Genomic DNA, 19,991 nt, shown 5'->3' with positions numbered 1-19,991 from the left:
GGGAGACGAGCGGTGAAGAGCACCCCCCAGGAGCGGACGGTCGCAGAGGCCCCCACCCTCCAGGAGCTCCAGCAGCGGGCCCTCGCCGCCGCCTCGCCCAAGGCGTACGGCGCCGGCGCGGCCATCGTCTGCGACCGCCTGGTCCGGATCTTCAGCGCCGAGGGGATCGAGGTCCAGGCGCTCCAGGGCCTGGAACTGACCATCGACCAGGGCGACCTGGTCGCCCTCGTCGGCGCCTCCGGCAGCGGCAAGTCGACCCTGCTCACCATCCTGGCCGGGCTCGACGTCCCCACCGCCGGCACGGCGACCGTCGCCGGGTGCGACCTGCTGGAGATGTCCGTCCGGGAACGGCTGCGCTACCGCCGCGAGGTCGTCGGCTTCATCTGGCAGCAGACCGCCCGCAACCTGCTGCCCTTCCTCACCGCCGCCGAGAACATCGCCCTGCCGATGCAGCTGCGCGGCCGGCGCGCCGGGGCCGGCCGGGCCCAGCAGGCCGCCCGGGTGGCCGAGTTGATGGCGGCGCTGGAGATCGGCGACCTCGCCCACCGCCGCCCCAACGAGCTGTCCGGCGGCCAGCAGCAGCGCGTCGCCATCGCGGTGGCGATGGCCAACAACCCGCCGGTGCTGCTCGCCGACGAGCCCACCGGCGAGTTGGACTCCGAGACCGGCGCGGTGATCTTCGAGGCCTTCCGCACCGTGAACCGCGAACTCGGCGCCACCGTCGTCATCGTCACCCACGACCCGATGGTGGCCGGCGAGGTCCGCCGCACCGTCGCCATCCGCGACGGCCGCACCAGCAGCGAGGTGCTGCGCCGCACGGTGACGGACGAGCACGGCGAGGAGTCGGTCAACGAGCGCGAGTACGTGATGCTGGACCGTACCGGGCGGGTTCAGCTGCCCGTCAAGTTCCTGGAGGCGCTCGGCATGGAGCACCGGGTGGCGGTCGACCTCGCGGCCGACCACATCGAGGTCCGGCCGGACGACCTGGCCGGGCACTGATCGGCGCCGGCCCTCGCCGCTAGCAATCGCCGCCCATCCGTTGGAAGAGCCCGCTGCGCTCGGCTTCCTCGCGGAGGTCGGGCGCGTCGGTTCCCGCGCGTTCACCGTGGGCGGCGGCGGTACAGAGAGCGAAGACGAGCAGGGCACTGGCCGCCACGGCGAGGATGCCGACTGCGGTCAGGACGCGTAGCCAGGTCACGGAAGTGCCTCCTGGGGACGGTGCGAGGGAACGCCGCCGGGGATCTATCGGCACTTCGCTTCGCACGGTCGAGTGTCCAAGGGCGGTTCTTCCCGCCGACCGCCGCGCGAGAGGTCGCCCGCGCGGGCGCTCGAAGCATCGGTGGGGCGCGTTACATCCTTCCGCGCGCCCCCGGGGTGGCGGACGCGTACCCTGTCGGGCCGTCCACCAGCGCACGCAGGGCGCCCAGATCCGGCTTCCCGGTCTCGCCGAGCGGAATCCCCGGCAACACGAGAATCGACGACGGCGCGCAGAGCGGACCGCTCCGCTCCCGCACCCACCGGTGCAACTGCTCTTCCGTCACCCGCGCGCCCGGCGCCGTCGTCACCGCTGCGTGCACCCGCTCCAGCCGGTCCGGCCCCGTCGTCGCGAACATCACCGCCTCCCGGACCTCCGGGTGCGCGAGCAGCGGTCCCTCCACGTCCCTCGGGAACACGTTGTGCGCGTCCACGATCGCCATCCGCTCGCGCCGCCCGACCACCGTCAGATAGCCCGCCGCGTCCAGGCTGCCCAGATCCCCGGTGTGCAGCCAGCCGTCCCGCAGCACCTGCGCCGTCAACTCCGGGTTCTCCCAGTAGCCCTGCATCGCCGTCGGGGTGCGGACGCAGATCTCCCCGGTCCGGCCCGGCGGCAGCGGAGTGCCGCCCTCGTCCAGGATCCGCACGTCCGTGTCCGGGAACGGGCGCCCGGCGGTGGTCAGCAGCCGCGGGTCCAGATGCTCGTCCGGGGTCAGCCTGGTCACCGGCCCGCACTCCGTCAGGCTGTACGTCTGGTACAGGACCCGCCCCAGCCGGCGGGTCGCCTCCGCCAGCCGCTGCGGGGACGCCGGACAGCCCGTGTACGAGACGCGGCGCAGGCTCCCCAGGTCCGTCCGCGACAGCATCGGATGATCCAGCACCCGGTACAGCAGATGCGGCGGCAGGTACACCCGCGACACCCCGAACCGCTCCACCGCCGCCAGCACCGCGTCGGCGGCGAACCCCTCCTGCAGCACCACCGTGCCACCCGCCGCCAGCGCCAGGTCCGCCGTCGTCCCGCCGCCGTGGCACAGCGCCGTACAGAGCAGGAACACCGACGCCGCCACCAACTCCGGTCTCGGCGGCCGGGCGAACCGGCGCAGCACCCCCTTCGGCCGGCCGGTGGACCCGCCCGTGAAGCGCACCGCCATCACGTCCTCGGGCCGGAAGCGGGGCGGCAGCGGCGCGGGGGAGAGGGGCGCGGCGAGCTCCAGGAGGTCCGTGCCGAGGGCCGTCGGGCCGAGCGCGAACAGGCCGGCGGAGGGGAGCGCCCGGGCGATGTGGGCGGCGACGGTCCCCAGCCCGGCCGGATCGAAGACGAGCGCCGCCGTGCGGGCGTTCTCGGCCATCGCCACCTGGTCGGCGACCGGGCGGTCCAGGTACAGCATCGCCACCCGGCACCCCAGCAGATTCGCGGCCAGCCGCACCAGCACCGTCTCCGGCCGGTTCCCGGCCAGCACCGTCACCCCGTCCCCGCGTCGCAGCCCGGCCCCGTCCAGCGCCCGCGCCAGGCGGTACACGGCGTCCAGGCAGTCCTGCGCGGTGAGGGCCCGATCGTCGCAACGGATCGCCACCCGCCCCGGATCACGCGCCAGCCCTGCGAGTACCAGCCCGGTGTACGTCGGGGTCGCGGTCACGTTCTGCCCTCTCTCCGCCTGCTGACGATCCATCATGTCGGAGGCCACCCTAGGCTCTGCGGGCTGGGTTGCTAGGGTTCCCGTCCGAGTACGAACGGGGGGACCGATGAACAGCACCACGGACGGAACGGAGACGGTGCCGCACGGCGTCGTCGACCTGCGGGGCGCGGCCGGCCCGGCGTTCACGGTGCGGTATCCGGCGGATGCCGTGGTGGTCGTGTCGGGCCTCCCGGGGGCGGGGAAGAGCACGCTGCTGCGCCGCTGGTCCGGGCAGGCTGTGGCGACCGTTGATCCGAGGGCCGTGCACGAGGCGTGCGAAGCCGTGATGCCCGCGAGCCTGCCGTACGCCGTCTACCGGCCGTGGGCCCGGCTGGAACACGCCCGCCTGCTGCGCACCTCGGTCCGGCGCGGCGGTCCCCTGCTCGTCCACGACTGCGGCAGCCGGGCCTGGATGCGGCGCCGGCTCGCCCGCGAGGCGGCCCGGCAGGGGCGCGAACTGCACCTGGTCCTGCTCGACGTCGGACCCGCCACCGCCCTCGACGGCCAACGCACCCGCGGCCGCCACGCCCCACCCCGCACCTTCGCCCGCCACCGGCACGGCCTGGACGCCCTGCTGGCGGCCCTGACCCGCCACGTCCGGTCCGGAGCCCCGACCCCGGTGCCGGAGGCGGCGTCCGTGCTGCTCCTCGACGCCGCCTCCCGCTCCCGCCCTGAGGCGGTGCGCTTCGGGCCCGGGGCTGCCCAGCCGCCTGCCGGCGGCACCGCGCGGCCATACGGTTCAGGGTGATCCAGCGAGGGACCCCGGGCGTTCACGCCCGGGGGGAATCGATTATCTGCTATCTGCCCACAAGCCCGGTCGTCTACGGCTGGGTCAAGTTGACGGTAGGATCAAGGCCTTCACGGAAGGGGGCCGGGAGATGCTCAGCGGTGCGCAACGGGTCGTCCCGCCACGCGTGTTGGCCGCCCACCGGGTCGCCACGGCGAGCGGGTTCGGGCGGAGCTGCACCCCCGAGGTGGGGCGGCTTCTCGCGCTGGCCGCAGCCTCCAAGCCCGCCGGGGTGGTCGCGGAGAGCGGGACCGGGGCGGGGGTCGGGACGGCGTGGCTGCTCAGCGGGCTCGGCGCCGGTGCGCGGCTGGTCACCGCCGAGCGTGACGAGCGCCTTGCCCATAGCGCCGCCGCGCTCTTCGCTGACGACGACCGCGTGCGTGTGATCGCCGGCGACTGGCGGCTGTTGGACGAGCACGCACCCTTCGACGTCTTCTTCTGCGACGGCGGCGGCAAGCGCGACGATCCCCGGCACGTCGTCGACCTCCTCGCGCCTGGGGGCCTGCTCCTCCTGGACGACTTCACCCCCTCGCCCGCCTGGCCGCCCCTCTTCAAGGGCGAGGTCGATGAACTCCGGCTGTACTACTTGACCCATCCTGATCTGGAGGCCACCGAGGTGCTGACCACCCCCACCGGTTCCGTCGTTCTGGGCGTGAAGCGGGAGCGGACCGCATGGTGACGATCGAGACGCCCCGGCTGCTCCTCCGGCGCTGGCGCGAGGCGGATGTGGCGCCGATGGCGGCCGTGAACGGGGACCCCGAGGTGATGCGGTGGATCGGCGACGGCCAAGTGCTGGACGAGGAGGAGACCCGCGTCCGCACCGCGATGTTCGAGCGCCTGTGGGACGAGCAGGGCTTCGGCCTGTTCGCCGTCGAGCTTCGCGAGACCGGTGAACTGGCTGGGTTCACCGGCCTCGCCGTGCCCCGGTTCCTGCCCGAGGTGCTGCCGGCCGTCGAGGTGGGCTGGCGGCTGGGCCGCCCGTTCTGGGGCCTCGGCATCGCCACCGAGGCGGCGACCGCCGCCGTCCGCTTCGCCTTCGAGGACTGCGGCCTGGACCGGCTCGTCAGCATCGCCCAGATCGGCAACGTCGCGTCGGAACGCGTCATGGCCAAGCTGGGCATGCGCGTGGAACGCGAGACGATCACCCCCGCCACCGGCCGCCCCGTCCGCGTCCACGAACTGACCCAGGAGCAATACGTCAGCTCCTGACCCCGAGCAGCGCCCGCGCCGCCGGCTGGGTGACGGACCCGGACGGGCCCGAGAAGCCCGACCTGTCGGAGGAGTGGTGACGGAGTGACGTGAGGTGACCCTGGGGGCGGTCCGGGAAGCTGGAAGACTGGGAGCGGCAGAGTCCGTATCCCGGAGATGAGGTCACCCCGCATGCCCAGCAGTGCCGCCGTCGACAGCCCGTGGTTCCGGCGCTTCCGCCCGGCCGACTCCGCGCCCGCCCGGATCGTCTTCTTCCCGCACGCGGGCGGCTCCGCGAGCTTCTACGTCGACTACGCCACCGCGCTGTCCCCGTACGCCGACGTGCTCGTCGTCCAGTACCCGGGCCGGCAGAACCGGTTCGCCGAACCGACGATCCACTCGGTGGAGGAGCTCGCGGAGCAGGTGTACCAGGAACTGCGGCCGTGGGCGGACCGGCCGCTCACCCTGTTCGGGCACAGTCTGGGCTCGGCGGTGTGCTTCGAGGTCGCCCGCCGCTTCGCCCGGGACGGCGTGGCCGGGCCGGAGCACATCTTCGTCTCGGCCGGCCGGGCGCCCTCCCGGCCCCGCGAGACCGAGGTGCACCAGCTGTCCGACGACGCGCTGCTCGCCCACATCGGCGAGCTCGGCGGCACCGACGAACGCCTTCTCGCCGACCCGGAGCTGCGCGCCCTGATCCTCCCGGCACTGCGGGCCGACTACACGGCCATCGAGACCTACCAGTGCGCGCCGGACGCGATCGTGCCGCACCCGATCACCGCCCTCGTCGGGGACGACGACGAACGGGCGACGGCCGATGACGCCGCCCCGTGGGCCCGGCACACCACCGGCGCCTTCGACCTGCGGGTCTTCCCCGGCGGGCACTTCTACCTGACCGAGCAGGCCCCGCCCGTGCTGGAGCTGCTCGCCGCGCACCTGCGCGGCTGATTCGGCCGGGCAGCCCCGGTGACCGCGCCCGACGGCTCGGCTACTGTGCCTGGTTGACGTTCCATCAGCCGAGCCGTTGGGGCTGCCATGCGCCGGATCGCCGTCGTCGGAGCGGGCCAGGCCGGCCTGCAACTCGCCCTCGGGCTGGTCGCGGCCGGGTACGAGGTGACGCTGGTCGCGGAGCGCACGCCCGAACAGGTGCGGGGCGGGCGGGTGTTGTCGACGCAGGCGATGTTCGGCCCGGCGCGGCGGATCGAGGCGGCGGCCGGGCTGGACCTGTGGGCGGACGAGGCGCCCGCCGTCTCCTCGGTCTCCTCGGTGCTCGCCGTCCCGCCGGCCGTGCGGGCGCTGGAGTTCACCATGACGCTGGACGAGCCGGCGCAGTCCGTCGACCAGCGGCTCAAGTTGGCGCGCTGGCTGGAGCTGCTGGACGAGCGGGGCGGCCGGGTCGAGTACCGCACGCTCGACCGCGACGGGCTGCGCGAACTCGGCGGACGGCACGAGCTGACGGTCGTCGCGGCCGGGCGCGGCGATCTGGCCGGGATCTTCGAACGCGACGCCGCCCGCTCGCCGTTCGACCGGCCGCAGCGGGCGCTGTCCTGCCTCTACGTGCACGGCGTCGGCTCGCCGGATCCGGCCGCCGAGCCACGGGCACGGATGCACGCGCTCCCCGGGCTGGGCGAGCTGTACCTCCAGCCCGCCCTGACGCTCTCCGGTCTGTGCGCGATCCTGCTCTGGGAGGCGCTGCCCGGCGGCCCGCTGGACCGGTTCGGGGACCGGCCGGGGCCGGCGGCCCAACTGGGCCGGATCCGTGAGCTGTTGGGCGAGTACCTGCCGTGGGAGGCGGAGCTGTGGACGGAGGCCGAGCCGACGGATGCGGGTGCCGGCCTGTTCGGGGCGGTGACGCCGACGGTCCGGCGGTCGGTGGCTTCACTGGGGCCGGGCGGCGACGGGGGCGGGGACGGGGAGCCTGTGCTCGGCCTCGGTGACGCGGTGGTGCTGAACGACCCGATCACCGGGCAGGGCGCCAACAGCGCCGCGCGGGCGGCGGAGGCCTACCTGCGGGCGATCATCGCGCATGGGGACGCGCCGTTCACGTCCGGGTGGATGCGCGCGACGGCGGAGGCGTTCTGGCAGCAACACGCCCGGCACACCGTCGAGTTCACCGCCACGATGCTCACCGTGCCGGACCACCTGCAGAGCGTCTTCGCCGCTGCCGGCCACGACGAGGCCGTGGCGAGGCGGCTGGCCAACACGTACGCAGAGCCGAGCGACTACGCGGCGTGGCTGGCCACGCCGGAGCTGACGGCGGCGTATCTGGCGTCGGTGGGCGGGTAGGGCGCTCGGCCGGTCACCCGTGGTGACCGCCTTCCCCGGCCTTGCCTCGCCCCGGCCTTGCCTCGCCCCCGGCGCGGGGCGACGCTGGGAGGGGGACGGCAACGGGTGGGTGGGAGGCGTCGGTCGTGGACGGTCGGGAGCCCGGGGCGCAGCCGCGGGCGGGCAGCGGACACCGGACCGTGCCGCACACGGCGGATCTGCAGGTCGAGGCGTGGTCGGCGACGGCCGAGGGCTGTATCGGCGAGGTGGTCCGCGCCGTCGTCGACAGCTTCGCCGACCTCTCCGCGGCCCGCCCGGCCGGCGAGCGCGCCTGCACCGTGATCGCGGCGAGTGACGCCGACCTGCTCGCCGGCGTCCTGGAGGAGGTTATTTACCGGATGGACGCCGACGGCGAACTCCCCGCCGCCCTCGCCCTCGGCGCGATCCGGGACGCGGAGGGCGGGCGGGCCATGGAGGTGCGCTTCCGGATGGCCGACACCGCCACCGCCGCCCTGGTCGGAGCCGTGCCGAAGGCCGTCTCGCTGCACGGCCTGGACCTGCGCGCCAGCCCCGGCGGCTGGACCGGCCGGGTGACCGTCGACGTCTGAACGCGGAGCGGGGTGAGCACCGTGGAGATCGTACTGACCGAGGAGGGCCCGTACCGCTGGCGGATCGAACCACAGGCGGCGATGCGCGTGCCGGGCGTGGTGTTCGCGACCCGGGAGCTGCTGCCGCAGGCCGCCGGGGACAAGGCGCTGGAGCAGGTGGCGAACGTGGCCACCCTGCCCGGGATCGTCCGTGCCTCCTTCGCGATGCCCGACGTGCACTGGGGCTACGGCTTCCCGATCGGCGGGGTGGCGGCGACCGACATCGAGCAGGGCGGCGTCGTCTCGCCGGGCGGGGTGGGCTTCGACATCTCCTGCGGGGTCCGGCTGCTGGCGGCCGGCGTCGCCCGGGACGAGCTCGACCACGAGCGCATCCGGCGGCTGATGGACCTGCTCGACCGCAGCGTCCCGCGCGGCCTCGGGCGCGGCGGCCTGTGGCGGCTGTCCGGGCCGGAGGAAATGGACGAGTTGCTGCTCGGCGGCGCCCGCTACGCCGTCGAGCACGGCCACGGCGTGCCGCGCGACCTGGAGCGCTGCGAGGACCGCGGGGTGCTGGAGGGCGCGGCCCCGGGCGAGGTGAGCACCCGCGCCGTCGAGCGCGGTCTCCAGCAGGTCGGCAGCCTCGGCTCGGCCAACCACTTCCTGGAGGTGCAGGCGGTCGACACGGTGCACGACCCGGAGACGGCGGCCGCCTTCGGACTGCGCCAGGGCCAGGTCTGCGTCATGATCCACTGCGGTTCGCGGGGCCTCGGCCACCAGATCTGCACCGACCACGTCCGCGCCATGGACCGCGAACTGCACCGCTACCGGATCGAGGTCCCGGACCGTCAGCTCGCCTGCACCCCGGTCGACTCGCCGCGCGGCCGGGCCTATCTGGGCGCCATGATCGCTGCCGCCAACTACGGCCGCGCGAACCGGCAGTTGCTCTCCGAGGCGGCCCGCCGCGCCTTCGCGACCGCCCTCGGGGTCGGGCTGGAGCTGGTCTACGACGTCTCGCACAACCTCGCCAAGCTGGAGACGCACGAGGTGGACGGCGTCACCCGGCACCTGTGCGTCCACCGCAAGGGCGCCACCCGCGCCCTGCCGCCCGGTGACCCGAGCCTGCCCGCCGACCTCGTCCGGGCCGGCCAGCCGGTGTTGGTCCCCGGCACGATGGGCACCGCCTCGTACGTCATGGTCGGCCTGCCCGGCAACGACGCGTTCTGCTCGGCCGCCCACGGCGCCGGGCGGGTCTGGAGCCGGCACCAGGCGCTGCGGATGGTCCGCGGTGAGCGGCTGCACAGCGAGCTGGAGGCGCGCGGCATCGCCGTCCGGCCCGCCTCGTACCGGGCGCTGGCGGAGGAGACGCCGGACGCGTACAAGGACGTCGACGCGGTGGCCGCCGTCACCGAGGGCGCGGGGCTCGCGAAGCAGGTGGCCCGGCTGGTGCCGCTGGGCGTCTGCAAGGGGTGAGGTGCAAGGGGTGAGCTGCAAACGGTGGGCTGCAGAGGATGAGCTGCAGACGGTGAGCCCGGGCGACAGGGGAAACCCGGCCCGGCGGTGTTGCTCGACCCGCCCACCGGGGAAAGCTCTGATGTCCCCGGGCCGCCCGACCCGGCCGCAGCCGCCACGGAAGGTGGGCCATGCCCAGCAGCACACCGGTGATCGAACTGCGCTCGCTCACCAAGCGCTACGGCGCCACCGTCGGCATCGACCGGCTGGACGTCACGGTCGCCGCAGGGGAGGTGTTCGGCTTGCTCGGGCCCAACGGCGCGGGCAAGACCACCACCCTGCGCTGCCTGGTCGGGCTGCTCCAACCGAGCGACGGGCAGGTGCGGGTGCTCGGCCTCGACCCGGTGGCCGACCACCGGCGGCTCGCCCCGTCCGTCGGCTACCTGCCCGGCGAACTGCGCCTCTACCCCGAACTCACCGGGCAGCAGACGCTCGACCTGCTCGCCGCCCTCCAGGGCGCCCCGGTGCCGCGTCAGCGCGAACTCTGCGACCGGCTGACACTCACCCGCGCCGACCTCGGCCGGGCCGTGGGGGAGTACTCGCGCGGGATGAAGCAGAAGCTCGGGCTCGTCCAGTCGCTCCAGCACCGGCCCGAGGTGGTGGTGCTGGACGAACCGACCGAGGGGCTCGACCCGCTCGTCCAGGAGACCTTCTTCGAACTGCTCGCCGAGGAGACCGCCGCCGGGCGGACCGTCCTGCTCTCCAGCCACGTCCTGCCCGAGGTGCAGCGGACCTGCGGCCGGGTGGCGATCGTCCGGCAGGGGCGCCTGGTCACCGTCCGCTCGGTGGCCGAGCTGCGCCAGGCCCGGGCCCGGCGGGTGCGGCTCGTCCTCGCCGACGGGCGGGGCGCCCGGCCGCTCGGGGCCGCCGAGCGGTGGTCGCCGCGCTGGGACGGGCCCCGGGTGGAGCTGCTGGTGCCGCCGGACGAGGTGGTCGCGGCCGTGCGGGCGATGCTCGCCGAGCTGCCGGTGGCGGACCTGACCGTCGAGGAGGCCGGCCTGGACGAGGCGTTCCTCGACCTCTACCGCAACTCCGACCCCGAGGATCGGCCATGAGCGAGCGGAGCGAGCGACTCATGAAAAGGCGCCCGAGCACCGTCAGCCGCCGCCTGCCGCTGGTCTGGCTCGCCCTGCACCGGCGGCGCCGGATGCTGTTCGGGCTGCTGCTGGGCATGGTTGTCTTCGAGACCCTGATCGTGGTGATCACCAGCACCGTCCCGCCCGGCGAACTGTTCGGCGCCCGCCGCACCCCGCCCGGCGCCTTCAAGGCCTTCAGCGGCTCCAACGGGGACGTCTCCATCGCGAGTTACCCCGGGCTGCTGGGCGCCGGGCTCACCCACCCGTTCTGGATCGCCCTCCAGCTGACCGTCATCGGCTCGCTCGGCGCCGCCGCCGTCGCGGCCGACGTCGAATCCGGCACGATCGAGCTGCTGATGACCCGGCCGCTCTCGCGCCGCCGACTGCTCGCCGAGCGGACCGGCGCCCTGGTGGCGGCCTCGGTGCTGCTCAGCGCCGCGGCGACGCTGACGATCGCGCTCGGCGTGGCGGCCTCGCCGGCGCTGCGGGCCGCCGTGCCGGAGGGCGGGGTGTTCGTCGCCGGACTGATGGGCTGCGCCCTCGCGTTCAGCCTGACCGGGCCGGTGCTGGCGGTCTCGGCGTTCACCCGGCGCCGGGCGTACGTGATCGGCGCGGCGGTGGCGTTCGGCGCGGTGGGCTTCGCGCTCAACTTCGTCGCCCTGGCCTGGTCCCCGGCCGCCCCGCTGCGCTACGTGAGCCCGTTCCACTACTACACGCCTGGGGACGTGCTGGCCCATGGGGGTGTGCCGTGGGCGTCGTTCGGTGTGCTGATGGCGGTGGGCGCGGTGGGGTTGCTGGCGGCGTTCCGGTTGCTGGAGCGCCGGGACCTGGCGATCTGAGCACGAGCGCTTGGGCGGCGGAGGCGGACCCGCGGGAGCAGTGACAGGGCTGAAGGCATGGCAGGCTACCGGGGTACCACCGCAGCTGTGATCAGGAGCCCCGCCATGGACCGTCCGCCCGCCTTCCGCCTCGATGCCACCGCCTCCGGGCACCCGGCGGGGATCCTCGACGCCGCCGCGCGGGCCGAGGAGCGGGGCATGGACCGGCTGGTGGTCGCCGAGACCGCGTACGACCCGTTCCTCCAGCTGGCCCGCGCGGCCGACCGGACCGAGCGGATCGAGCTCGCCACCGGCATCGCGGTCGCCTTCGCCCGGACCCCGATGACCCTGGCGTACCAGGCCTGGGGCCTGCACGCGGCCTCCGGCGGACGGGCCGTCATCGGGCTGGGCTCGCAGGTCAAGCCGCACATCGAGAAGCGCTTCGGGATGCCGTGGGACCGGCCGGCCGCGCGGATGCGCGAGTACGTGCAGGCGGTGCGGGCGATCTGGCACAGCTGGCAGACCGGCGAACGGCTGCGCTTCCGCGGCGAGTTCTACACGCACACGATGATGACGCCGGTGTTCTCGCCCGACCCGGTCCCCGCCGGGGTGCCCCGGATCCTGCTGGCCGGGGTCGGGCCGCTGATGACCCGCACGGCCGGCGCCGTGGCCGACGGCTTCCTCAGCCACCCGTTCTCCTCGCCCGCCTACCTGGCCGAACAGGTGCTGCCGGGCCTGACCGAGGCCCGCGCACAGGCCGAGGCCGAGGGCGCCCCGTGGACCGGCAGGCCCTTCGAGATCGCGGGCAGCGTGCTCACCGCCACCGGCCGGACGGAGGAGGAACTGGAGGCCAACCGCGCCGGAGTCCGCGAGCGCCTGGCCTTCTACGCCTCGACGCCCGCCTACCGGCCCGTGCTCGCCCAGCACGGCTGGGAGGACCTCCAGGAGCGCCTCCACCCGCTGTCGGTGCGCGGACGGTGGCAGGAGATGGCCGCCCTGATCGACGACGAGGTGTTCGACACCTTCGCAGTGGCGGGCCCGGTCGAGGACGTCGCACGCGAGATCCACCGCCGCTACGTCGGCCTGGTCACCCGCCTGTCCGTGAGCCTCCCCGAGGACGCGGACCCGACCCTGGGCCTGGACGTGCTGGAGGCGGTCCGCGCGCTGGACTGACCGGAATCGGTGGTCTGTGGGCGGGATGCGCCTCTGATCAGACGGGAAACGGCCAAGTCCGGTCGCTTTCGGGCATCGCGACCTCAGGTGTCGCTTTGGGCGGCAGGATCGCGGGGGCAGGTAGTGCGGAGCCGCGTCGCGCGGTTCTGTCGGCCTGTCATGTCTTGGCCACCCGTCGACGACCGTGGGGGTGCCCGCTTGACCGCGTACGACGAACCTGCCGACTTCGACGACCTGAACGACCTGAACGACCTGACCGGCCTGGACGACCCGGACAACGTGGACGACCTGGTCGACCTGGACGATCACGACGAACTCTCCGACTTCGACGAGTTCCTCCGCGTCTGCGCCGGCCTGACCGGCTTCGACGAGCCCGAGCTGCGCGCCACCGGCATGGCACACGAGCACCACCGCACGACCCTGGCGCACCGGGTCCGGGACGAGCACGCGCTCGTCCACCTCTGGTACGTCGGCGCCTGGCCGGGGGAAGCGCCCACCTCGACCCGGGCGTACGACCGGGGCCTGGTGTGGCGGACGTTCCACGCCGACCCACCGGGCGCCGCCGCGCCCGGGCACGGGAGCTGGGCCGAACCGCCGCGGGGAGGGGAGGAGCGGTGACCGCACGCTGGGACGCCGTCGTGGTCGGCGCGGGCATGGCCGGGTCGCTCGTCGCCCAACGCCTCGGCGCACATGGCTGGCGGGTCCTCGTCCTCGAAGCCGGCCGCACCGCCGACAGCGCACCCGACACCGCCGCCGCCTACCGCGCGGCCGGCGGCGGCACACCCACCTCGCCGTACCCGCACAACCCGCACGCGCCCTCCCCGGACGTCGGTGACCTCACGGGACGCCCCGACGGCGGCTTCACCGCCACCGGCTACCTCCTCCAGCACGGCCCGCTGCCCTACGCCAGCGGCTACCTGCGCACCAACGGCGGCACCGGACTGCTCTGGACCGGGCTCACCCCGCGCATGCACCCCGAGGACTTCCGCACCGGCGACCTCGGACACGGCCGCAACTGGCCGATCGGCTACCACGACCTGGAGCCCCACTACCGTGCCGCCGAACACGAACTCGGCGTCGCCGCCGACGCGGAGCAGCAGCGCACGGCCGTCGGGCTGCCGATCCCGGACGACTACGCGTTCCCGATGCGCGCCATCCCGGCCAGCTACCTCGACCGGCAGCTCGCCCACGCCCTCGACGGCCGCACCGTCCGCGACCCGGCCATGCCCGGACCGGCCCGCCTCGCCGTCACCGCCACCCCGCACGCCCGCAACGGCCTGCCCACCCGGCCCACGTCGCCCGGCGATTCCCCCGGCCCGGTCTGCGCCGGGAGCGCCGGCTGCGTCCCGGTCTGCCCGACCGGCGCCAAGTACACGCCGCTGCGCACCCAGGCCCGGTGGTCCGCGAGCATCGAGCTGCGCACCGAGGCGGTGGTGAGCCGGGTCCTCGCCGACCCGGTGACCGGGCGGGCCACCGGGGTGGAGTACCTGGCCGGCGGCGCGGTGCACCGCGCGGACGCCGACCTCGTCGTCCTCGCCGCGCACGCGATCGAGAACGCCCGGCTGCTGCTCCTCTCCGGCCTCGCCAACCGCAGCGACCAGGTGGGCCGGAACCTGATGGACCACCCCGCCCTCCTCACCTGGGGGCTGATGCCCCGCCCGGTCGGCCCCTACCGCGGGCCGGGCTCCACCAGCGGACTGGAGGCGTTCCGCTTCGGCCCCGGCCGGGAGCTCCGGGCGCCGTTCCGGATCGAGATCGGCAACTGGGGCTGGTCCTGGGCCGGCGGAGCGCCGCCGGCCGAAGCCGCCGCGCTGCTGGCCGCCGGACTGCGCGGCAAGGAACTGCGCGGGAGCCTCGGCGACCGGCTGGGCCGCCAGTTCTCGCTCCAGTTCGAGCTGGAACAGCCCGCCGACCCGGCCAACCGCGTCACCCTCGACCCCGACCGGCGCGACCCGCTCGGACTCCCGCGCCCGGCCATCCACTACGACCTCACCGAGTACGTCCGGCAGGGCATGGCCTCCGCCCGGGCCGTCTCCGACCAGCTGTTCGCGCTGCTCGGCGCCGAGGACCACACCGCCTACCCGGCCGGACCGCAATGGCCCGGCCGCCTCGAACACGGCGGAGCGGTGTACGGCTACCGGGGCGCGGGCCACGCCGGCGGCACCCACGTCATGGGCGACTCGCCCGCCACCTCCGTCGTCGATCAGTGGCAGCGCTGCTGGGACCACCCCAACCTGTACGCCGTCGGCTGCGGCTCGATGCCCTCGCTCGGCACCTCCAACCCCTCGCTCACCATGGCCGCGCTCGCCCTGCGCAGCGCCGAACGGATCCACCACGACCTGCTGGACCTGCACCGCCCGCTGACGGCGGGCACCCGGGCCGCCCGACACCCCATGGAGACGCCATGACCGGCCTTCCGCTCCCGCCCGTGCCCGAGCCGTACCACCTCCCGTTCCACTACGGCGCGTTGCACAACATCGGAGTCGACTACCTGATCCAGCCCGACCGGGCGCGCGAACTGCTCCGCAAGCGCCACCCCGGGCTCACGCCCGCCCTCTTCGACGGCCGGGCCTGCGTGTCCCTCAACTACCAGCTCTACTTCGCCCAGTACCCGGGTGGCGGCGGCATCACCCAGGAGGTGGAGATCAACCTCGTCGCCCACCCGGCGTTCGCCGAGGAGCGCCTGCCGGAACTCAACTACGGCCAGTACGCCCGGGGTTACGACCAGACCAAGCTGCTCGGCATCGCCCGGCTGCACGTGCTCTGCGACAACCCGCTCGCCATCGACGCCGGCCGCCGGCTCTACGCCGAGCCCAAGTACCCCGGCTGGTTCGAGACCGTCCTCCCTTCCCTCAACGCACCCGCCGTGCGCGAGCGATGGTCCGTCTCCTGCCGCCGGGCCGCCCTCGGGCCCGACGGGCTGCGCCGCCACGACGAGGAACTCCTCGCCATCGAGGCGGATTTGGTGGGCCTCACCGCCGAATCCGTCAACAACACCCCGATCACCGGCTACGGCACCGACGACGAAGGCCGCCTGCTCGCCGGGCCGCTCAACGTCTACCAGCCCTACCGCTACTACGCCCTGGACGACCGCACCGCCGAGCGGATCCGCCTCGACCTCGGCAACCCCGCCGAGGCGTCCGCCCGCGACCTCGCCCACCTCATCGCCGACGCCCCGGCCGCCGGCGCCTGGACCTACCAGTCCCCACCGGTCGCCGCGCACAACCGCGCCTACTACATCCGGTGACGGCACGTCCCACTCGGACGGTGCGCCGGAAGAGACATCAGGCCGCCCGGCGCAGCGCCACCCGAACCCCGCAGGCCAGCGCCCACGTCACGCCGGTGGCCGCCAGGAGGCGTACCGCCTCCGAGAGCGGGTCGGCGTTCCCGTAGGCCGCCGCCAGCACCGGAATCCCGAGCAGGAACGCGCCCGCCCCCAGGCCTTCGCGCGCTTCCCCGGGCGGCAGGACCAGCGCCACGGCCGTGACGACCGGGACCGTGAGCGAGAACAGCCCGGTCGGGCTCGTGTGGAAGGCCGGCTCGGCGCTCCGGTGGACCAGCCAGTACGCGATTCCCGGCAGCAGCGTGCCGAGGGCGATCACGGCGAGCGGCGCACGTGCGCGGGCGAGGTCAGACGGCTCGCACGGGCTGGACGGTGCGCACGGACTGGACGGCGCGGCGCTCGCGCAGCGTCCGGAGCACCCGGCGAGTGGCGCGGGTGGCGACCGGGGGCAGCAGGTCCAGTGCCAGCTGACGGGAGGCGGACCGCTGGACCGGCGTCTTCACCCGGTAGTTGAGCCGCAGCACGTGCGTCCCGGCGATGGTGTCCTCGTCCACGGTGTAGCCGTCCGCCCGCCAGTCGCGGCCGAGCAGCACCTTCCGGGCGGCTGCGGCGTCGCCCCAGGTGCCGTAGAACTTCATCGGGGTGAGCAGCACCGGGCGGAGCCCGCCGGTGAACACCGCCTCCCAGACCGCCGCGGAGACGCCCGGGGTGTGCTCCGAGCGGTAGTCGTCGAGCGCGACGAGGCCGTGCTCGCCCAGCGCGTCCCGCGCGACGGCGATGTCCCCGGCGACGTGCTCGTACAGGTGCGAGGCGTCGACGTGGACGAACCGGCAGCTGCCCGCCGGGATCCGCCCGTCGGCCAGCACCGAGGTGGGGGCCTGGACGATCTCCGGCAGCTCGGCGTGGAAGGCCAGGTAGTTGGCCTCGAACGCGCTGCGGGTGAGGGTCTTCCGGTAGGACATCGCCATCTCGGCGGCGTTGTCCGCGTCGCCCGCCTCGGAGTCGAACAGGTCGCAGACGGTAAGCCGCTCGCCGGGGCGAAGGTGGTCGCCGAGCAGGACGGCGCTGCGCCCGAGGTAGCTGCCGAGTTCGAGGATGTCGCCGGTGACGCCCGCCGCGGTCTGGGCGGAGAGGAGGTGTCCGAAGGCCGCCCGGTCGAGACTGAAGAACCAGCCGGGGATGTCGTCCCGCTTCAGCGGCGCAGGGTGGGCGGCTGCGGTCTCGGTCGTGGGCACGGCGACCTCCAGGGGTGCGGGCGGGGCCCGATGGCGGGGTCACGCCGCGGTGGTGCCGTGGACGTGAGGCGGATCATCATAGCGATGGCGGGGCCCGGTTGGACCAGGTTCCGAACGGCATATTCCGCTCTACCGCCCTGCCGTTCGGCAGGGGCGCGCGTCCCGGCCCGACGCGCCTTACGGCTCGGGTCTGTACGCCTCGCGATCCGGCCCGGTTCGTCTCACGACCCGGCTCCGTACGCCTTGCGGTTCGGCTCGGTTACGCCTTACGGCTCGGCTCTGTACGCCTCACGCCCCAGCCGCATCCGCGTCCAGCTGCTCGATCGTTTCTGCCAGCCAGGCCCGCTCCGCCGCCGTCGAGGCCCGGGCGACCAGCAGCATGCCCCGGCGGAATGGATTCGGCTCCCGCTCGGCGGTGACCGGCTGCCCGTCCCCGTCGTAGAAGAAGCTGCTCGGGGCGTCCAGGAAGGCCAGCCGGCGGCGGAGCACCGCGGCCTGCAGGGCGGGGTCCGCGAGGTGGTGGAGGAAGGCGGCGAGGGCGAAGAAACGAATCTGGTCGGTGATCTCCGCCTGCTCCGGGTCGGCCAGGCGGCGCCGGAGCTCGGCCCGTCCCTCGTCGGTGAGTTCCAGCGTCTGCCGGGGCGCGGCGCCGCTGCCCGGCTCGGTCCGGCGGTGCAGCAGGCCGGCCTTCTCCAGCCGGGTGATGGCGGGGTAGAGCGCGCCGTCGCTGACCGGCCGGACGTGCCCGGTCAGGCCGGTGATCCGGGACTTGAGCTCGTAGCCGTGCAGTGGCCGGTCGTACAGGAACCCGAGGATCGCGAGGGTCAGCACAGTCGAAGCCCTTTCGTCGGAGTGCGCCCGGTGTGTGCGCCATGTTACCTCTTGTCGAGGTGGCTCGATTAGATGTATCTCTATTCGAGGCAATCGCTGAACGCATCGGCCGAAGCACCGGCCGAACGCATCGGGGGAGAGAACATGCGCGGGCACCTGACACGACTGACCACCCTGGCCGGACCGGTCTACGCCGAACTCCTGTCGGGCGTGATCGCCTCCGTCATCGGCACCTTCTGGGTGGCCGGCCTCGGCGGGGCGGCCGTCGCCGCCGTCACCCTCGCGGGCGCCGTCGAGAACCTGCTGCTCGGCCTCGTCCTCGTGGCCGGCTCCGGCACCAGCCTGCGGCTCTCGCGCGCCCTCGGCGCCGGCGACCATGCCGACGCCGCCCGCACCACGCGCGCGGCGTGGCGGCTCTGCGGGCTGGGCACCCTCGCCCTCGCCGTCCCCGGCTTCCTGCTGCGCGAGCGGCTGGCGGGCGCCTTCCTGGACGGCCCGGCGGCCGGGCTCGCCGCCGACTACCTCGCCGTCGCGTTCCCCGCGTTCGGCCTGTTCTTCGGCCAGCGCATCGCCGACGAACTGTTCAAGGGCGCGGGCGACACCCGCACCCCAATGCGGATCGCGCTGCTGTCCAACGCGCTGCTGCTCGCCCTGGACCCGCTGCTCGTGCTCGGCGCCGGACCCCTGCCCGGCCTCGGCGCGACCGGCGCGGCGCTCGCACTGACGGCCTCCCGGGCGGTCGCGTTCGCGGTCACGCTGCGGCTCCGGCGGCGGACGCCCGGGCCCGCCGAGGGAGGAGTCGGCCCGGCGATGCGTCGGATCATCCGGGCCGGCGCGCCGTTCGGCCTCGACTTCACCGCCCGGATGGCCGTCGGGACGGCCCAACTCGCCCTGGTCGCGGGCTTCGGCGTGGCGGCGGTCGCCGGGTACGGGGTCGGCTACCGCGTGCTGCTGGTCGTCACCATGGCGTTCTACGCGCTGCGCCAGGCCGCCGCGATCGAGGGTGCCCGCCTCGCCGGCGCGGGGGAGAGCGATGCGCTGCGCTCGCTCGGCCGCGCCACCGGACGGCTCGCCGCATTCCTGGGCGCGGGCGCGGCGGTGCTGTGCGCGGCGACGGCCGCGCCGGTGAGCGCGCTGTTCACGGACGACGCGGCCGTGGCCGGGCAGTCCGCGGGCTTCCTGCGGATGGCGGCGCTCTACCTGCTCCCGTACGCCCTCGTCGTGGCGCTCGGCGGCGTGCACCAGGCGGCGGGCGCCGGACGGCCGCTGATGGTCTCCGTCGCGGTCGGCCTGGGTTCCCAACTCGCCGCCGCCGCAGCCCTGTCGGGCCCGCTCGGGGTGACCGGCGTCTGGGCGGGGCTGACCGTCGGCGCAGTCGTCCAGCTCGCGCTGCTGCTGGCACTCACCCGCCGTCCGACCGCGCCCGTCGAGCCGTGCCACAGCGGTGGGCCCGGGAACGACGCCGAACGGACGGCCTGTCCCGCCCCTGCGCGCGGATGAACGCACCATGCTGGAGGCCTGGTTGGACTTCCACCGAGTGCTGCGTCACCCCCTGTACATGGGCGCGCGACGTGTGGTGACATATCCATGTCAAGCTCGGGCACGGGCTCGGAATGGCCGCGCCCGCCCCGGCTCCTGGACGATCGAAGGGGAAGCCCATGCTGCTCCGTGTGCTGGCCGCGACCGGTGTCGCCGCATCACTGTTCGGCTCACCGGCCTTCGGTGTCGATTCGCTCCCGACACCGCCGGACCGGATCGTCATCGACGTCGCGACGGTCAACGGCTCCGGCTGCCCGGCGGGGACGGCCGCCGTGGCCGTGTCCCCCGACAACACCGCCTTCACCGTCACCTACAGCAGCTACCTCGCCCAGGTGGGGGTCGGGTCCAAGCCGACCGACTTCCGGAAGAACTGTCAGCTCGACCTGCGCGTGCACGTCCCCCAGGGCTTCACCTACGCGATCGCGTCCGCCGACTACCGCGGCTTCGCGCACCTGGAGAACGGCGCGACCGGCACCCAGCGGGCCAGCTACTACTTCCAGGGCGAGCCCGACACCAGGTACGCGACCCACCGCTTCAACGGTCCGAAGGACGACAACTGGCAGGCGACCGACACCGTCGACGTCGCCGCCCTGGTCTTCGCCCCCTGCGGCGAGGAGCGCAACTTCAACATCAACACCGAGCTGCGGGTCGGCGCGGGCAGCTCGGACCCGACCAGTACCACCAGCTTCATGACCATGGACTCGACGGACGGCAGCATCAACACCGTCTACCGCCTCGCCTGGAAGCAGTGCCCCTGATCCCCAGGCAGGTCG

21 protein-coding genes are annotated in these 19,991 nt (G+C 74.3%); 16 read left to right on the top strand and 5 right to left on the bottom strand.

Annotated elements, in window-relative coordinates; all coding sequences use genetic code 11:
- Positions 1 to 12 precede the first annotated feature (12 nt).
- Positions 13 to 999, top strand: a complete 987-nt coding sequence (locus KV557_RS22185; protein WP_218202894.1) for an ABC transporter ATP-binding protein — start codon at positions 13 to 15, stop codon at positions 997 to 999.
- A 19-nt stretch (positions 1,000 to 1,018) separates the two neighbouring features.
- Here the strand turns inward: KV557_RS22185 and KV557_RS22180 are convergent, their stop codons facing one another.
- The gene (locus tag KV557_RS22180; RefSeq protein ID WP_218202891.1) at positions 1,019 to 1,198 is read right to left on the bottom strand and encodes a hypothetical protein; all 180 of its coding nucleotides are present in this window, start codon (positions 1,196 to 1,198) and stop codon (positions 1,019 to 1,021) included.
- Between the two features lie 151 nt (positions 1,199 to 1,349).
- Positions 1,350 to 2,891, bottom strand: a complete 1,542-nt coding sequence (locus tag KV557_RS22175; RefSeq protein WP_218202890.1) for an AMP-binding protein — start codon at positions 2,889 to 2,891, stop codon at positions 1,350 to 1,352.
- Between the two features lie 106 nt (positions 2,892 to 2,997).
- Between KV557_RS22175 and KV557_RS22170 the strand changes: the two genes are divergently transcribed.
- The 13 genes from KV557_RS22170 to KV557_RS22110 all read left to right on the top strand — a co-directional run bounded on the left by KV557_RS22170 (position 2,998) and on the right by KV557_RS22110 (position 15,577).
- Positions 2,998 to 3,678, top strand: a complete 681-nt coding sequence (locus KV557_RS22170) for an AAA family ATPase (RefSeq protein ID WP_218202888.1) — start codon at positions 2,998 to 3,000, stop codon at positions 3,676 to 3,678.
- 130 nt (positions 3,679 to 3,808) lie between these two features.
- The gene (locus tag KV557_RS22165) at positions 3,809 to 4,396 is read left to right on the top strand and encodes an O-methyltransferase (protein WP_218202886.1); all 588 of its coding nucleotides are present in this window, start codon (positions 3,809 to 3,811) and stop codon (positions 4,394 to 4,396) included.
- Positions 4,390 to 4,926, top strand: coding sequence for a GNAT family N-acetyltransferase (locus KV557_RS22160; RefSeq protein WP_218202884.1), 537 nt, complete (start codon positions 4,390 to 4,392; stop codon positions 4,924 to 4,926). The genes KV557_RS22165 and KV557_RS22160 overlap by 7 nt, the downstream gene beginning before the upstream one ends.
- A 171-nt stretch (positions 4,927 to 5,097) precedes the next feature.
- The gene (locus KV557_RS22155) at positions 5,098 to 5,850 is read left to right on the top strand and encodes a thioesterase II family protein (RefSeq protein WP_218202883.1); all 753 of its coding nucleotides are present in this window, start codon (positions 5,098 to 5,100) and stop codon (positions 5,848 to 5,850) included.
- 87 nt (positions 5,851 to 5,937) lie between these two features.
- On the top strand, positions 5,938 to 7,188 hold the full coding sequence (locus KV557_RS22150) for a styrene monooxygenase/indole monooxygenase family protein (protein ID WP_218202880.1): 1,251 nt from the start codon (positions 5,938 to 5,940) through the stop codon (positions 7,186 to 7,188).
- Between the two features lie 125 nt (positions 7,189 to 7,313).
- Positions 7,314 to 7,775, top strand: a complete 462-nt coding sequence (locus KV557_RS22145) for an archease (RefSeq protein ID WP_218202878.1) — start codon at positions 7,314 to 7,316, stop codon at positions 7,773 to 7,775.
- 21 nt (positions 7,776 to 7,796) lie between these two features.
- Complete coding sequence (locus KV557_RS22140) at positions 7,797 to 9,224, top strand: RtcB family protein (RefSeq protein ID WP_308130009.1); 1,428 nt, start codon at positions 7,797 to 7,799, stop codon at positions 9,222 to 9,224.
- 170 nt (positions 9,225 to 9,394) lie between these two features.
- Positions 9,395 to 10,318, top strand: coding sequence for an ABC transporter ATP-binding protein (locus tag KV557_RS22135; RefSeq protein WP_218202876.1), 924 nt, complete (start codon positions 9,395 to 9,397; stop codon positions 10,316 to 10,318).
- The gene (locus KV557_RS22130; RefSeq protein WP_218202874.1) at positions 10,315 to 11,178 is read left to right on the top strand and encodes an ABC transporter permease subunit; all 864 of its coding nucleotides are present in this window, start codon (positions 10,315 to 10,317) and stop codon (positions 11,176 to 11,178) included. The genes KV557_RS22135 and KV557_RS22130 overlap by 4 nt, the downstream gene beginning before the upstream one ends.
- Before the next feature lie 105 nt (positions 11,179 to 11,283).
- Entirely contained in the window at positions 11,284 to 12,330 is a 1,047-nt protein-coding gene (locus KV557_RS22125; RefSeq protein WP_218202873.1) for a TIGR03617 family F420-dependent LLM class oxidoreductase, read from the top strand.
- Between the two features lie 198 nt (positions 12,331 to 12,528).
- Complete coding sequence (locus tag KV557_RS22120) at positions 12,529 to 12,948, top strand: hypothetical protein (RefSeq protein ID WP_256177763.1); 420 nt, start codon at positions 12,529 to 12,531, stop codon at positions 12,946 to 12,948.
- A complete protein-coding gene (locus KV557_RS22115; protein ID WP_308130008.1) occupies positions 12,945 to 14,738 on the top strand; it encodes a GMC family oxidoreductase in 1,794 nt (597 codons plus the stop codon). Before KV557_RS22120 ends, KV557_RS22115 begins: the two co-directional genes overlap by 4 nt.
- Entirely contained in the window at positions 14,735 to 15,577 is an 843-nt protein-coding gene (locus KV557_RS22110; RefSeq protein ID WP_218202870.1) for a hypothetical protein, read from the top strand. The genes KV557_RS22115 and KV557_RS22110 overlap by 4 nt, the downstream gene beginning before the upstream one ends.
- Before the next feature lie 37 nt (positions 15,578 to 15,614).
- Here KV557_RS22110 and KV557_RS22105 read toward each other — a convergent pair whose 3' ends face one another.
- The 3 genes from KV557_RS22105 to KV557_RS22095 form a co-directional block, all read right to left on the bottom strand.
- The gene (locus KV557_RS22105) at positions 15,615 to 15,932 is read right to left on the bottom strand and encodes a hypothetical protein (protein ID WP_218202867.1); all 318 of its coding nucleotides are present in this window, start codon (positions 15,930 to 15,932) and stop codon (positions 15,615 to 15,617) included.
- Between the two features lie 28 nt (positions 15,933 to 15,960).
- Complete coding sequence (locus tag KV557_RS22100) at positions 15,961 to 16,848, bottom strand: class I SAM-dependent methyltransferase (RefSeq protein ID WP_218202865.1); 888 nt, start codon at positions 16,846 to 16,848, stop codon at positions 15,961 to 15,963.
- Between the two features lie 288 nt (positions 16,849 to 17,136).
- Positions 17,137 to 17,679, bottom strand: coding sequence for a PadR family transcriptional regulator (locus KV557_RS22095; RefSeq protein ID WP_218202863.1), 543 nt, complete (start codon positions 17,677 to 17,679; stop codon positions 17,137 to 17,139).
- A 144-nt stretch (positions 17,680 to 17,823) separates the two neighbouring features.
- Between KV557_RS22095 and KV557_RS22090 the strand changes: the two genes are divergently transcribed.
- Both KV557_RS22090 and KV557_RS22085 read left to right on the top strand, forming a co-directional pair.
- Complete coding sequence (locus KV557_RS22090) at positions 17,824 to 19,179, top strand: MATE family efflux transporter (RefSeq protein WP_218202862.1); 1,356 nt, start codon at positions 17,824 to 17,826, stop codon at positions 19,177 to 19,179.
- 158 nt (positions 19,180 to 19,337) lie between these two features.
- On the top strand, positions 19,338 to 19,976 hold the full coding sequence (locus tag KV557_RS22085; RefSeq protein ID WP_218202860.1) for a DUF4360 domain-containing protein: 639 nt from the start codon (positions 19,338 to 19,340) through the stop codon (positions 19,974 to 19,976).
- Positions 19,977 to 19,991: the final 15 nt, after the last annotated feature.

It is taken from the genome of Kitasatospora aureofaciens (assembly GCF_019192735.1).
GTDB classification, from domain to species: Bacteria; Actinomycetota; Actinomycetes; order Streptomycetales; family Streptomycetaceae; genus Kitasatospora; species Kitasatospora aureofaciens_A.
The sequence above is the reverse complement of the archived record's forward strand: the minus strand, read 5'-3'. Positions and strand labels throughout refer to the sequence as shown.

What these genes read in the sequence shown, in the direction of transcription:
- KV557_RS22170 (WP_218202888.1), top strand. Translation starts at nt 2,998, where the DNA reads ATGAACAGCACCACGGACGGAACGGAGACGGTGCCGCACGGCGTCGTC.
- KV557_RS22165 (WP_218202886.1), top strand. Translation starts at nt 3,809, where the DNA reads ATGCTCAGCGGTGCGCAACGGGTCGTCCCGCCACGCGTGTTGGCCGCC.
- KV557_RS22160 (WP_218202884.1), top strand. Translation starts at nt 4,390, where the DNA reads ATGGTGACGATCGAGACGCCCCGGCTGCTCCTCCGGCGCTGGCGCGAG.
- KV557_RS22155 (WP_218202883.1), top strand. Translation starts at nt 5,098, where the DNA reads ATGCCCAGCAGTGCCGCCGTCGACAGCCCGTGGTTCCGGCGCTTCCGC.
- KV557_RS22150 (WP_218202880.1), top strand. Translation starts at nt 5,938, where the DNA reads ATGCGCCGGATCGCCGTCGTCGGAGCGGGCCAGGCCGGCCTGCAACTC.
- KV557_RS22135 (WP_218202876.1), top strand. Translation starts at nt 9,395, where the DNA reads ATGCCCAGCAGCACACCGGTGATCGAACTGCGCTCGCTCACCAAGCGC.
- KV557_RS22130 (WP_218202874.1), top strand. Translation starts at nt 10,315, where the DNA reads ATGAGCGAGCGGAGCGAGCGACTCATGAAAAGGCGCCCGAGCACCGTC.
- KV557_RS22125 (WP_218202873.1), top strand. Translation starts at nt 11,284, where the DNA reads ATGGACCGTCCGCCCGCCTTCCGCCTCGATGCCACCGCCTCCGGGCAC.
- KV557_RS22110 (WP_218202870.1), top strand. Translation starts at nt 14,735, where the DNA reads ATGACCGGCCTTCCGCTCCCGCCCGTGCCCGAGCCGTACCACCTCCCG.
- KV557_RS22090 (WP_218202862.1), top strand. Translation starts at nt 17,824, where the DNA reads ATGCGCGGGCACCTGACACGACTGACCACCCTGGCCGGACCGGTCTAC.
- KV557_RS22085 (WP_218202860.1), top strand. Translation starts at nt 19,338, where the DNA reads ATGCTGCTCCGTGTGCTGGCCGCGACCGGTGTCGCCGCATCACTGTTC.